Source organism: Chryseobacterium sp. NG-CE01 (assembly GCF_055695505.1).
Genome location: NZ_CM146369.1, coordinates 3,095,525 through 3,108,260, shown reverse-complemented (window position 1 = coordinate 3,108,260; position 12,736 = coordinate 3,095,525). Strand labels below are relative to the sequence as shown.

Annotated in this window: 13 protein-coding genes; 10 read left to right on the top strand and 3 right to left on the bottom strand. The window is 36.9% G+C overall.

What is annotated here, in order from left to right; all coding sequences use genetic code 11:
• The first annotated feature begins 4 nt into the window (after positions 1–4).
• From ACYT6F_RS14490 to ACYT6F_RS14465, 6 genes are all read left to right on the top strand, one after another.
• Complete coding sequence (locus tag ACYT6F_RS14490; RefSeq protein ID WP_472598352.1) at positions 5–607, top strand: hypothetical protein; 603 nt, start codon at positions 5–7, stop codon at positions 605–607.
• Positions 608–853: 246 nt separating this feature from the next.
• A complete protein-coding gene (locus tag ACYT6F_RS14485; protein WP_169230591.1) occupies positions 854–1,258 on the top strand; it encodes a hypothetical protein in 405 nt (134 codons plus the stop codon).
• 125 nt (positions 1,259–1,383) lie between these two features.
• The gene (gene era, locus ACYT6F_RS14480; protein WP_072882662.1) at positions 1,384–2,259 is read left to right on the top strand and encodes a GTPase Era; all 876 of its coding nucleotides are present in this window, start codon (positions 1,384–1,386) and stop codon (positions 2,257–2,259) included.
• 67 nt (positions 2,260–2,326) lie between these two features.
• The gene (locus ACYT6F_RS14475; protein ID WP_472598351.1) at positions 2,327–2,758 is read left to right on the top strand and encodes a DoxX family protein; all 432 of its coding nucleotides are present in this window, start codon (positions 2,327–2,329) and stop codon (positions 2,756–2,758) included.
• Positions 2,759–2,878: 120 nt separating this feature from the next.
• A complete protein-coding gene (locus ACYT6F_RS14470; protein WP_472598350.1) occupies positions 2,879–5,281 on the top strand; it encodes an alpha/beta hydrolase family protein in 2,403 nt (800 codons plus the stop codon).
• Positions 5,282–5,345: 64 nt separating this feature from the next.
• A complete protein-coding gene (locus ACYT6F_RS14465) occupies positions 5,346–6,086 on the top strand; it encodes a hypothetical protein (RefSeq protein ID WP_472598349.1) in 741 nt (246 codons plus the stop codon).
• Here ACYT6F_RS14465 and ACYT6F_RS14460 read toward each other — a convergent pair.
• Complete coding sequence (locus tag ACYT6F_RS14460) at positions 6,076–6,783, bottom strand: HAD family hydrolase (RefSeq protein WP_472601127.1); 708 nt, start codon at positions 6,781–6,783, stop codon at positions 6,076–6,078. The two genes, ACYT6F_RS14465 and ACYT6F_RS14460, sit on opposite strands and share 11 nt — an antisense overlap.
• Before the next feature lie 84 nt (positions 6,784–6,867).
• Between ACYT6F_RS14460 and ACYT6F_RS14455 the strand changes: the two genes are divergently transcribed.
• Both ACYT6F_RS14455 and ACYT6F_RS14450 read left to right on the top strand, forming a co-directional pair.
• Entirely contained in the window at positions 6,868–7,446 is a 579-nt protein-coding gene (locus ACYT6F_RS14455; protein ID WP_472598348.1) for a Crp/Fnr family transcriptional regulator, read from the top strand.
• A gap of 54 nt (positions 7,447–7,500) precedes the next feature.
• Positions 7,501–8,004: a GNAT family N-acetyltransferase gene (locus ACYT6F_RS14450; RefSeq protein WP_472598347.1), complete on the top strand. Its 504-nt coding sequence runs from the start codon at positions 7,501–7,503 to the stop codon at positions 8,002–8,004.
• Here the strand turns inward: ACYT6F_RS14450 and ACYT6F_RS14445 are convergent, their stop codons facing one another.
• On the bottom strand, positions 8,005–10,404 hold the full coding sequence (locus ACYT6F_RS14445; protein WP_472601126.1) for a ligase-associated DNA damage response DEXH box helicase: 2,400 nt from the start codon (positions 10,402–10,404) through the stop codon (positions 8,005–8,007). It abuts the gene before it with no gap.
• A 197-nt stretch (positions 10,405–10,601) separates the two neighbouring features.
• Between ACYT6F_RS14445 and ACYT6F_RS14440 the strand changes: the two genes are divergently transcribed.
• Together ACYT6F_RS14440 and ACYT6F_RS14435 are read left to right on the top strand one after the other, a co-directional pair.
• On the top strand, positions 10,602–10,853 hold the full coding sequence (locus tag ACYT6F_RS14440; RefSeq protein ID WP_472598346.1) for a type II toxin-antitoxin system ParD family antitoxin: 252 nt from the start codon (positions 10,602–10,604) through the stop codon (positions 10,851–10,853).
• The gene (locus ACYT6F_RS14435) at positions 10,846–11,145 is read left to right on the top strand and encodes a type II toxin-antitoxin system RelE/ParE family toxin (protein WP_472598345.1); all 300 of its coding nucleotides are present in this window, start codon (positions 10,846–10,848) and stop codon (positions 11,143–11,145) included. Before ACYT6F_RS14440 ends, ACYT6F_RS14435 begins: the two co-directional genes overlap by 8 nt.
• Before the next feature lie 8 nt (positions 11,146–11,153).
• Here ACYT6F_RS14435 and ACYT6F_RS14430 read toward each other — a convergent pair whose 3' ends face one another.
• Entirely contained in the window at positions 11,154–12,734 is a 1,581-nt protein-coding gene (locus ACYT6F_RS14430; RefSeq protein WP_472598344.1) for an ATP-dependent DNA ligase, read from the bottom strand.
• Between the last annotated feature and the right edge of the window lie 2 nt (positions 12,735–12,736).

Here is a 12,736-nt window from a genome sequence, read left to right as displayed (position 1 = left end):
GTATATGAATATTTTAAATCAAAAAGACGGTAGAAACAAAAAGTATTTTGAAATTCAGGAAGATGGAGTTTTCGTAATGACGTTATTTGCAAAAGAGCTTAATGAATACAAAGTTCACTTTAACGATATTCAGAATGATGAATCCGTATTTAGAAAATCAAAAGATCCAATATTGATTGGGATTGTTGTTTCGGTTATTTTAAACTCAATATTACTAACAATTTTTATTAATGATAATTATAATCTGTCTTTTTCAGCAGGAATGATCGTGTTTGGGATTGCCATAATTCCGTCATTACTGGTAACTGCTTTGTGTAATAATGAATTTAAAAAGGATAATTCTAAAAGCCTTGCTGCTGCAAAACCACTTATATTTTCTTATGGTAAAAAGCAAATGACCGAGGTAGATTCCTTTATTTCAAAAATTAAAGAATGCAAGAAAAATTATTATCTGAAAACTTACTATAAAGTAGATAATCTGATTCCGTCGCATATTCAGATTTCCAGAATTCACTGGTTATACGAAAATCAATACATTACAGAAAGTGATGCAACATTTATCATTGCTGAAATTAACAGTAAGAAGATTATTGACGGATTATATTAAAAGAAACTTAAGTTTATAATATAGAAGAGGGCTGAAACATTCAAGTTTTGGCCTTTTTCAGCTCATAATTTAACTTCCAATATTAAATTTTCAATTATTTTAAAAATTTAAAACGTTGATAGTCAACAAATTAATTTCCAATGTTAACCCAATGTTAACTGTATGTAAAATTAATATGAATTTTTTTATATATCTTTGGTAAAGAGTTAGTAAATAATTTAAAATAACACTTAAAACCAACGAGTTATGAAAAATAAAATTCAGATAGTAATCGCTTCTTTTTTAGTTTGTGGATTTGTAACAGTAATGAACAACGCAAAAGCACAGACAACAAATAATAACACCATCCAGGAAGTACAGCTGAATAAAAACGATGCATTCAGCGAAATAAGAAATCTTCTGATGGCTAATTTCGATTTTACCAATTCCGATTACAAGCAGGGAATCGTAAATTCTGAAGTAAAATTTGATATTGCCGAAAACGGAAAAATTGTCAATGTACACTCCAAAGGCGACTGTAAAAACGTAAGTAAAGAAATCGAAAACGTATTGAGCAAACTTCAATACAGAGTAGACAGCAAAAAATTAAATGAAAATATGATTGCTTCTACATTTGTAATGCCGGTACGCGTAGATATCAACAACAGATAAAAGTATATATTTAATTGAAAAAGCCCCTGAGAATAAAGCATTTTCGGGGGCTTTTCATTTTAATACCAGGAATAGGCCGAAAGACCAGATTTGTTTTATTAACTTTGCAGTTCAATATAATTTTTATGCACAAAGCAGGATTTGTAAATATCGTCGGGAAACCGAATGCCGGAAAATCAACCTTACTCAATCAGTTAATGGGAGAGAAGCTGGCCATTGTTACCCAAAAAGCACAGACAACACGCCACAGAATTTTTGGAATTTATAATGAAGAAGATTTGCAGATCGTATTTTCCGATACCCCGGGAGTGCTGGACCCGAAATACGGATTGCAGGAAAAAATGATGGATTTTGTAAAAGACTCCCTTCAGGATGCAGACGTCTTCCTGTTCATCGTGGATGTTACTGACAAAGCCGAGCCTTCAGAATTTTTAATTGACAAGCTGAATAAAATTCCCGTACCCGTTTTATTGTTGCTGAATAAAGTTGACCAAACCAACCAGGAAGGTCTGGAGAAGCTGGTTGAAACATGGCATGAGAGAATTCCCAAAGCTGAAATTTTACCTATTTCCGCCCTGAATGCTTTCAACACCGATATTATTTTACCGAAACTGAAATCACTGCTTCCGGAAAATCCTCCATATTACGATAAAGATCAGTATACCGACAAACCGGAAAGGTTTTTCGTGAATGAAGCCATCCGTGAAAAAATCTTACTGAACTACGATAAAGAAATTCCCTACTCGGTAGAAGTGGTGACAGAACAGTTCAAGGAAAAAGAAGGAATTATCTTCATCGATTCCATTATTTATGTAGAAAGAGATACCCAGAAAGGCATCGTAATTGGTCATAAAGGCGAGGCCATTAAAAAGGTAGGAACAGAATCAAGGCTGGACCTGGAGAAATTTTTCAATAAAAAAATCCATCTGAATCTTTTTGTAAAAGTGAAAAAAGACTGGAGAAAAAACGACAGAGATCTGAAAAACTTCGGTTACCGATAGATTAAAAACTGCTGAAAGGCCGTTATATAAGAAGATTTTTCGTTATCTTTAATTAAATTTTAACTTAATGAACTATTTGAACCCGACAAATTCTAATACAGTTTTTAAAGATATTATTTTATTGGTAGTGAGAGTTTTTATCGGTTTCGCGATGCTGTCTCACGGGTTTCCCAAACTTCAGATGCTTCTGGATGGCGGAAAGATCGAGTTTTTCGATTTCATGGGAATGGGACCAACCGTATCGTTAGTCCTTACTGTTTTCGCGGAGTTTGCGTGTTCCATACTTCTTATATTAGGATTGTTTACAAGAGTGTCGTTGGGATTTCTCATTTTTACGATGATCATTGCAGCATTCGTCGTTCACGGAGCTGATCCCTTTGAAAAGCGGGAGATGAGTCTTATCTATCTTTCAGTGTATCTCCTTATGATGATTTTCGGCCCCGGAAAATTCTCTGTAGATCATATGATCGAAAAAAGAAAAAGAGCCACCGAATGGTGATTGAAATACAAGGCAGCAACTTTTTTTGCTGCTTTTTTTATTGAGATCTTTTTAGATAAACAGATCTTTTAAAATGTAGGTTTACATAAAATTCATTAAATTCGTCCAAAAGAGAATATAATGAAGATAAAGTTAACCATCTGCCTTCTTGCGTTTCTTAATTTCTATCAGGCGCAGGAAAACATCAGTTACCAAAAACCATCTGCCGAAATCTTAAAGCTGGCAGACTATGAAAGGCCTCCGAGTGTCTTAATGAACAGCAAAAAAGACCGGATCGTATTCAGCTACCGTCCGACTTATAAAACCCTTGAAGATCTTAGTCAGCAGGAAATGAAACTTGGTGGACTCAGAATAAATCCGGTGACCAATATTTCCAGTTCGGTTACCTACATCAATAACCTGAAAGTAAGAAAGCTGAATGATAAAACGGAAGTTCAGGTTAAAAACTTACCCCAGAATCCCAAAATTGCGTACACTTCATTTTCCCCGGACGAAAAATCTTTTGCGTTTACCAATACCACTAATAAAGGTGTTGAACTCTGGATTGTCGATCTGGAAACTGCAACGGCAAGAAAAATTACTTCAGACAACCTGAATGCCAATTTAGGAAGTCCTTATACATGGAATAAAGATTCAAAAAATTTACTTTTAAAAGTGCTTCCTCAGAACAGGCCTGCACTGATTGATTCCAGTAAAGATCTTCCGACAGGACCTATTGTTTCAACTTCTGATGGTAAGGTTTCACAAAACAGAACGTATCAGGATCTGCTTAAAAACCCTCAGGATGAAAAGAATTTTGAAATTCTTACCGCTTCCGAAATCTATAATGCAGATCTTCAGGGAAATCTTAAAAAAATAAAAGATCAGGATATGTACACCGGGCTGAGCTATTCTCCGGACGGAAATTATCTGATGGCTACAACCATTAAAAAACCTTTTTCCTATATTGTTCCTTTAAGCCGTTTTCCGATGACAACAACAGTTTACGATACCAACGGAAATGTTGTAAAAGTGGTTAATGAAATTCCTCTCAATGAAATTATGCCGAAAGGATTTTCATCCGTAAGAATGGGAAAAAGAGATATGGGGTGGAGAAGCGATATGCCTGCAACATTGGTTTATGCTGAAGCTTTGGACGGCGGAGACCAGTCTAAGATAGCAGATTTCAGGGATGAGATTTTTACCTGGGATGCTCCGTTCAGCAGTGCTCCAAAGTCATTTTTTAAAACAAAACAAAGATATGAAGGAACAAGCTGGACAAACGACCATTATGCTATTGTTTCAGAAGGCTGGTACGATACCAGAAATACAAAATCTTATCTGATCGATCTGAACAACGGGGAATCTAAAGTAATCGACGACAGAAATTACCAGGATGTATATAATGATCCCGGAAATTTTAACACCACCAAAAACCAATACGGAAGATATGTTGTCGATATGAAAGGAGGGAAGTCCTACCTGATCGGAGCAGGGTTTACCAAAGACGGGCAGCACCCTTTTCTGGATGAGATGGATATGAAAACTTTAAAAAAGAAGAGACTTTACACCTCCAATCTTAAAAATGCAAAAGAAGAAATCATCGATATTCTGAATCCTTCAAAAGGGGAAATTTTAACGACCCAACAGTCTTCAAGCCAATATCCGAATTATTATAAAAAAAATATAAAATCCAATAAGTCAGAACCGATAACCCAGTTTGCCAATCCGTTTGAAAGCATCAAAGACGTTTATAAGGAAGTTATTATCTACAAAAGAAACGATGGAGTAACCTTAACGGGAACCCTTTATCTTCCTGCCGGCTATGACAGAAAGGCAAAGACCGAAAAACTTCCGTTGCTGATCTGGGCTTATCCTACGGAATATAAAGACAAAAATACCGCAGGCCAGAATACCCAAAATCCGAATGATTTCACTTTCCCGTATTACGGATCTTTTGTGTATTGGACGACAAAAGGCTACGCCGTTTTGGACGATGCCGCATTCCCGATCATCGGGGAAGGAAAAACAGAACCGAACGATACTTTCATTCCTCAGCTGGTTGCCAATGCTGAAGCCGCTATTAACGCCGTTGATCAGCTTGGATATATCGACCGTAAAAAAGTTGCTGTGGGCGGACACTCTTACGGTGCCTTCATGACGGCCAATCTTTTGACACATTCCAAACTTTTTGCATGCGGAATTGCAAGAAGTGGTGCTTATAACCGTACATTGACACCTTTCGGATTCCAGAGCGAACAGAGAAATTACTGGGATGTTCCGGAAATTTATAACACCATGTCCCCGTTCATGAATGCGGACAAAATGAAAACACCGCTATTGTTGGTTCACGGTGATGCCGATAACAATCCCGGGACATTTACGTTGCAGACAGAACGGTATTTCCAGGCGTTGAAAAATCTTGGTGCACCTGTAAAAATGGTTCTTCTTCCTAAGGAAGCCCACGGATATGTTGCGAAAGAAAACATTCTGCATTTGCTTTGGGAGCAGGATCAGTTTCTGGAGAAATGCCTGAAAAAATAATAATTTTTATAAAAATCCGTTCAGATAAGAACGGATTTTTTTTAGCTTGAGCGACCATAAAACTATGAAAACTTTCTTTTTTCTTTTATTCCTGCCGATACTGTTCTTTGGGCAATTATCACCGAAAGTAAATAAGCTTTATAAGCAGCTATCACAAAGTGAGAGATATGAATCTAAAAATATCAGCATTGACGGACATGAAAGTGAAATATATAAAATCAATGAAAAGATCAAAAAAATAGCTTCCGATAGTGAAGTTGAATTTATTGCATTCAATGGTACTCCTTCTACAAAGCTTTACGCAATGAGCATCCTTTTTGATAGAAAATCCAAGTCTCTTGAAAAGCTCTTTAGGTATTATATTAAAAGTAAAGACTCTGTTCAAGTAATGATGGGCTGTGTAGTACAAACAAATACCATTGCTCATTTATTATACCAGCGAGTTATTGCAGAAAAACAAATTATCCATGAAGCTGATTGGGAAAGAAAATGGAAAGACAGTATGATTGCCAATCATCAGCAAAATACATCTGAGTATATAAATTTAAAAGATATTATGAACACGACATCAGAATGGAAAGCTGATGAAATTGATTCATTAAACTGGCGTTTAGACAAGATAATCCTAAGCAATCCCGAAAGTCCGAAGGTTATGGTGGAAGTACTTGCAGGATATCATTTACTTGAAGGTGTAAAAGTTCCTTACTTTGAAAAGTTAGCTTTTTTCGAAAAAAAATATAAATCGGAATACATTGATAAATACCTTAAATTCTGCAGATACGGCATTAAAGAATCTATTGATTAAATTTATTGTTTAAATAATTAATCATCTCACGAATATTTTTAAACTCCATAAAAAATTCAGATTCCGGTTTTTCTTCGTGGTGTTCGTGGGCCCAGGTAAGATGATAAGGAATGTGAGCTGCGTAGCCGCCTATTTTCAATACAGGCAGAATATCAGATTTTATTGAATTTCCTACCATCAGAAAATGTTCAGGCTTACAATCCAGATGCCGGATCAGTTTCTGATAATCGTTCGTTTTTTTATCACTCATAATTTCAATATGATGGAAATAATCCTGCAGTCCTGATTTCTTAAGCTTTCGTTCCTGATCCAGCAGATCACCTTTTGTAGCAACTACTAATCGATACCGCTCTTTTAACTGGTCTAATGTTTCGGCAACGCCGTCCAGAAGTTCAACAGGCTTATTTAAAAGATTGTGTCCTATTTTAATGATTTTTTCAGTTAACGGCCCGTAACTTACTCCGTTTGAAAGTTTTCCTGCTGTTTCTATCATACACAGCATAAAGCCTTTCACACCGTAACCATAGAGATGAAGATTTTTCATTTCAGCAGCAAATAATTCTTCAGAAACCGTCTTATTGGGGTGTTCATCCTTAAAAAGTTCACAAAAAGCCATTTCGGCTTCATGGAAATGCGTTTCGTTTATCCAGAGGGTGTCATCGGCATCAAAAGCAATTACACGAATAGAATTCATAATGTGTTAAAATTAGATTTTGTAATTTTCCGGTCCAAAATTCAGAAATAAATATCAACCAAAAAAGGACATTTGTCCCGGATCATTATGCTGAGAACGAATCAACCATTTCTAGACTATCTGGAAACGCTTTATCAAAAACAGCCGGAAAAGGAAAATATCATTATTAAATCTTACACCAAAGGAGAAAGATTGCTTACACAGAATGAAGATTCCACAAAAATAATGCTTATCAGAAGCGGCATTACCAAGTGTTATTTCATAGAAGAGAACGATAAAGAATATATCGTTGAATTTTTGGGTAAAGGTGAAATTATCGGTGAGATTGAGGTGATTAAAAATGTTCCGTGCCTTTGCTCCATTGAAGCGATAACCGAAGTTACGGTATATGCAATGTCGATCCCTTATTTTAAAGATCTGCTTAAAAATGATTTGGGCCTTAATAATTTTCTGCTTGATGTTTTTGCGGAGCGTATCGTTAATACTTCAAGCAGGGCATCCTATCAGCAGCTTCATACGACGGAACATACACTGAGCCAGTTTCTGGAATTAAAGTCCAAAGAAATGGAGCTTTCAAAGGAAGATATGGCAGCCTATCTGGGAATCAGCGTAAGAAGCCTCAACCGAAGCCTGAAAGAACTGAAAGATCCCGAAGCCGAAGAATAATCATATAAAAAAGAAAAATCTTCATGTATATTTGCAGATAAATGCTGCCATCCTATGGAAGAATTAACCTTCAGAAATGCTACCCTTGAAGATTTACCGAAAATTGTAGAAATCTACAATTCTACCATTCCTTCCCGAATGGTGACTGCCGATACCGAAAATATTTCTGTAGAAAGCAGAATACATTGGTTTTATGAGCACAATCCTGAAACCCGTCCGCTCTGGATGGTTGAAGATATAGCAAAAAATATTTTAGGCTGGGTAAGTTTTTCTTCATTTTACGGACGGCCTGCTTATAACGGAACAGTGGAAGTCAGCATTTATATGGATGAAAACTGCCGCGGAAAAGGTTTCGGTAAGAAAGTTCTGCAATATTGTATTAATAATGCAGGAAAATTCGGGGTAAAGACTTTATTGGGATTTATTTTTCTTCATAACGAACCGAGCCTGAAGCTTTTCAGACATTTCGGTTTTGAAGACTGGGGAACATTTCCTGATGTAGCAGTATTGGATGGCATAGAGCGAACACTGGTCATTCTCGGCAAAAGAATAGGATAATTACCTGATTTTTTTTGCCTGATCTACCAACCTTTTGATTCTGGAATCTAAATCTTCACTGGAAAGCGTCTGGCGAAGACTGTCTACTTTTATCGGGAAACTCAGCGGGGTAAAAGAATTGGCAAATTTCAGGATAACTTTTGATTTCTCAATTCTTTTAAATGCTTCTACGAGTCGCTGTTCCTGAAGCTGCATATTGAAGACTTCCGTGTAGGCCTGTCTTACCAGAAAATGTTCCGGATCGTAATCTTCAAGCACTTTAAAAATAAGACCTGCGGAACTTTGTAGCGATTTATTGGAACGCTGCTGCCCCGGGAAATTCTGAATCACCATTCCCGAAATTACCGCAATATCCCGAAATTTACGTCTAGCCATTTCTGCAGCATTGATACTTGAAATAACGTCGGTCATTAAATTTTCACGGGTAAGAATCTGTTCCAAATTATCTTCATTCAACGGAATTTCTTTATCACTGAATAATTCAAAACCATAATCATTCATGGCCATTGAAAATGAAATCGGAGCCAATTTTGAAATACGATAGGCAATAAGTGCCGCCATAACTTCATGAACAAGCCTTCCTTCAAAAGGATACATAAACAAATGGTAGCCTTCACGATTTTTAATTAACTCTACCAAAAATTCGTCCTCTTCCGGAATATGGGACCGCTCTTCCTGATTCGCCAGCAATGGATGCAGAAATTTCAACTCCTTTTCCGAGGCTTTGGGATTTAGTGCGCCCGAAAGCTTTTCCCTTAAAAAACGCCCGAGATTGGAGCTTAACGGCAGTCTTCCGCCCAGATAACTCGGTGCAAAAGCTTTTCCTTTGGAAGCCCGTACAAAAACCGTCATGTCTTTAATCATGGCGACTTCAAGAACCCGTCCTGCAAGAATGAATTTATCCTCTTTTTTTAACCTTGAGATAAAATATTCTTCCACCATCCCAATATAGCCGCCGGAAATGAATTTTACTTTCAGCATGGCATCACTTACGATTACACCCATATTCATCCGGTGGAGCATGGCAATTCTTCGCGAAGTTACTTTATACAAACCTGTTTCATCAATAACTACTTTATGAAATTCTTCATAACTTTTCAGTGCTTTTCCGCCTATGGTTAAAAAATCCATGATGCCTTTCCATTCATCTTCGGTCATCTCGCGGAATGCAAACGTTTCTTTGATTTGCGGATACATTTCCTGCGGATAGAAACCGTCACCAATGGCCAGCGTCATAAGGAACTGTACCAATACATCAAAACACAGAACCTGAGGATCACGAGGCTCAATTACGTTATTTTTTACGGCTTCTTTCAATGCCGAAACCTCAATTAGTTCTAAGGAATGGGTAGGAACGCAATAGATTTTGGAAGTTTCGAAAGGGGAGTGGCCACTTCGTCCGGCCCGCTGCAGAAATCTCGCAACGCCTTTTGCAGAACCGATCTGAATCACAGTATCTACCGGTTTAAAATCGATTCCCAAATCTAAAGATGAGGTTGAAACAACAGCTTTCAGTTTACCGTTGCTGAGGTTTTCTTCAATCCAGATTCTGAGATGAGCATCGATCGAACTGTGATGAATGGCAATCTGGCCCGCAAAATCAGGATACGCATCCAGTAAAAGCTGATACCACATTTCGCTTTGGCTTCTGGTATTGGTAAAAACAATCGTTGAATTGGAGTTCAGGATAATCGGAACCACTTTATCTGCCAGTTTATGGCCGAGATGTCCAGCCCACGGAAGAATTTCCACTTCATCCGGAAATACCGAGAGGATGTCGATTTTCTTTTTTTCTTTTGCCGTAATGGTAGTCTTTTTAATATCATAAGGGATCAGAACTTCCATAGCTTCATCCAAATTACCGATCGTGGCCGTAATTCCCCAGACTTTAATTTTGGGAACATATTTTCTGAGCATGGATACTCCCAGTTCAACCATAACGCCGCGCTTGGAGCCGAGGAGTTCATGCCATTCATCAATCACAATGGTCTGTAAACCCTGAAAAAACCGATGATGTTTTTTTTGCCCGAAGAGCAAATGCAGGCTTTCGGGTGTTGCGACCAGAATTTCAGGCATATTTTTAACCTGTTGCTGACGGATTTTAGGATCCGTATCTCCGTTTCTGACACCTACTGCCCAATCTAAACCGATTTCATCAATGGCTTCCTGCATCGCTTTGGCAATATCTTTAGAAAGTGATCGAAGAGGAGTGATCCAGATCATTTTCAAGCCTTTCCCGTATTTTTCGGGACGGTTCAGAAAATCTGAAATTAATGCTAAAAATACTGAATAGGTTTTTCCAAAACCTGTTGGCGCGACAACCATTCCGCTGTAACCATTCCCGAATTTCCGCCAGGTTTCAATCTGAAACCTGAAAGGGGAAATATTTTTATCAGCCATCCATTGCTGAATGACTTTGAATCCGTTGGTATTTTCGAATGTTGTCAATTAACTGTTATTTATTAAGGCAAAAGTTTTAATAGTAATAATTTTAAATATTATTCCAATAATTATTCCATCAATTTAATGAAAAATATTTATCTTAAAATTTGTTCAATTACCAAAAATTGGTAACTTTATTTAATTAAAATAAAATAATGGGAAGAAATACATCGGTCTCACTAGGAGATTATTTTGAAGATTTTGTTGATTCTAAAGTTTCCGAAGGCAGATTTAAGAATGCCAGTGAAGTAATAAGAGCGGGATTAAGGCTTTTGGAACAGGAGGAAAATAAAATACAGATGCTTAAAAATGCGATTGAGGAAGGTATAAACAGCGGGATTGCTCATGATTTTAATCCTGAGAAACATTTAGAATTTATGAAATTCAATCTGAAAAAAAATGGGTAACTATTTTTTAACTCGTAAAGCTGTAGAAGATATTACAAAAATATATGAGTATACGTATGAATTCTGGTCTGAAAAGCAAGCTGATTTATATTATGAAGAATTGATCAACTATTTTCAACTATTATGCGAAAATCCATACATTGGAAAAAATTATACAGAAATCAAATCTGATATTTACGGATTTACAGCAAATAAGCATATCATTTTTTATAGAATTTTAAACGCAACAGAGATTGAAATTGAAAGAATTCTAGGCGCGGATATGGATTTAAAGAAGAGAATGAAAGAATAAAATCACAATTACTGTATCAATTTCTTAATTTCCTCAAGATCATCAATTTCCTCCACCGTTTTATCTTTTCTCCATCTTAAAATTCTCGGAAAGCGCAGGGCAACACCACTTTTGTGTCGGTTGCTGAACCCGATGCCTTCAAAAGCAATTTCAAAAACAAGCTCTGCTTTTACGGTTCTTACCGGTCCAAACTTCTCAATCGCGTTTTTATTCACAAACTTGCTGACTTCCATAATTTCTTTATCCGTAAGTCCTGAATAAGCTTTTGCAATGGTTACCAGCTTGTCTTCATTTTTTACGGCAAATGTATAATCGGTGTAATAAGCACTTCTTCTTCCGCTTCCTTTCTGGGCATAAATAAGAACTGCATCAATCGTCAGAGGATTAATCTTCCATTTCCACCAGTCTCCCTTTTTCCTGCCGGAATGATACGGTGAATTTTTCTGTTTCAGCATTAATCCTTCGCTGTTAATATCCCTTGAATTTTCACGAATATTGTTTAATTCATTCCAGTTTTCAAATGCTATCGCTTCTGAAATTTTAATATATTCAGGATTTTCGTTGAGCAGTAATTCTTCCAGCATTGCTCTTCTTGCAGAGATCGGCTTTTCACGAAGATCATTATTTTCCAGTTCTAATAAATCATATGCAAAAACCTGAATCGGGATTTCTGCAAGCATTTTTTTAGTTAAAGTTTTACGGTTTAACCTTTTCTGTAATTCATTAAAATTTAAAACTTTACCATCCTTTATCGCAAGTATTTCTCCATCTATTACAAAGTCACCTTTCATGTTCTGAACTACTTCTTTTATTTCCGGAAACTGCTCGGTAACCAGTTCTTCACCTCTGGACCAGATAAACACTTCATCATTTCTGCGAATGATCTGTCCGCGGATTCCGTCCCATTTGTATTCGATGAGCCATTCATCAGGCCTCCCCAATTCTTCCAGATCTTTTTCCAAAGCATACGCCAGGCAGAAAGGATAAGGTTTTGAATTATCCGGATTGATATTTTCTGCGGAAATCAACTCGCGGAAGGAAACCTCATCAGGCTGCCATTTTCCCATCAGGCTGTGCATTAATGTGCTTGATTCCTGATGCGAAAATTTTGTTAAAGCATTGATCAAAGTTTTATCGGAAACCCCAATTCTGAAGCTGCCGCCTAAAAGTTTGTTGAAGATCAGGCGTTCTGTATAATCCAAACCGTTCCAGGAGCGCAGAACAAATTCTTTTTTCTCCTGGTCTGTTTTATTTTTGAGACCCGTAATTTCATTCATCCATTCGGATAATGATCTTTCAATTTTTTCCGTAGGTGGAGGCAGAATTAATGAAAGTGTTTCCCCAAGATCACCTACCGATGAATAGCTTTCCTGAAAAAGCCAGAAGGGTAGCTGAGTGATTTCCAGTGCCCATTCTTTCATATAATTTGAATTGACATTTCGTTTCGGACGTTTACCTGTAAACAGAGCTATAAACCAAACTTTATCTTCATCCGGAGCACGTTCAAGATAATCAATGATGGCATCGATTTTAGCATTGGTTTTATTGGTGCTTTCCAGGGCGTTGATCAATTCTGCGAAATGTTTCATTT

Excerpts from the sequence above, each read along its gene's own strand:
- ACYT6F_RS14490 (WP_472598352.1), top strand. The coding sequence starts at position 5 with ATGAATATTTTAAATCAAAAAGACGGTAGAAACAAAAAGTATTTTGAA.
- ACYT6F_RS14485 (WP_169230591.1), top strand. The coding sequence starts at position 854 with ATGAAAAATAAAATTCAGATAGTAATCGCTTCTTTTTTAGTTTGTGGA.
- era (WP_072882662.1), top strand. The coding sequence starts at position 1,384 with ATGCACAAAGCAGGATTTGTAAATATCGTCGGGAAACCGAATGCCGGA.
- ACYT6F_RS14475 (WP_472598351.1), top strand. The coding sequence starts at position 2,327 with ATGAACTATTTGAACCCGACAAATTCTAATACAGTTTTTAAAGATATT.
- ACYT6F_RS14470 (WP_472598350.1), top strand. The coding sequence starts at position 2,879 with ATGAAGATAAAGTTAACCATCTGCCTTCTTGCGTTTCTTAATTTCTAT.
- ACYT6F_RS14465 (WP_472598349.1), top strand. The coding sequence starts at position 5,346 with ATGAAAACTTTCTTTTTTCTTTTATTCCTGCCGATACTGTTCTTTGGG.
- ACYT6F_RS14455 (WP_472598348.1), top strand. The coding sequence starts at position 6,868 with ATGCTGAGAACGAATCAACCATTTCTAGACTATCTGGAAACGCTTTAT.
- ACYT6F_RS14450 (WP_472598347.1), top strand. The coding sequence starts at position 7,501 with ATGGAAGAATTAACCTTCAGAAATGCTACCCTTGAAGATTTACCGAAA.
- ACYT6F_RS14445 (WP_472601126.1), bottom strand. The coding sequence starts at position 10,404 with ATGGCTGATAAAAATATTTCCCCTTTCAGGTTTCAGATTGAAACCTGG.
- ACYT6F_RS14440 (WP_472598346.1), top strand. The coding sequence starts at position 10,602 with ATGGGAAGAAATACATCGGTCTCACTAGGAGATTATTTTGAAGATTTT.
- ACYT6F_RS14435 (WP_472598345.1), top strand. The coding sequence starts at position 10,846 with ATGGGTAACTATTTTTTAACTCGTAAAGCTGTAGAAGATATTACAAAA.
- ACYT6F_RS14430 (WP_472598344.1), bottom strand. The coding sequence starts at position 12,734 with ATGAAACATTTCGCAGAATTGATCAACGCCCTGGAAAGCACCAATAAA.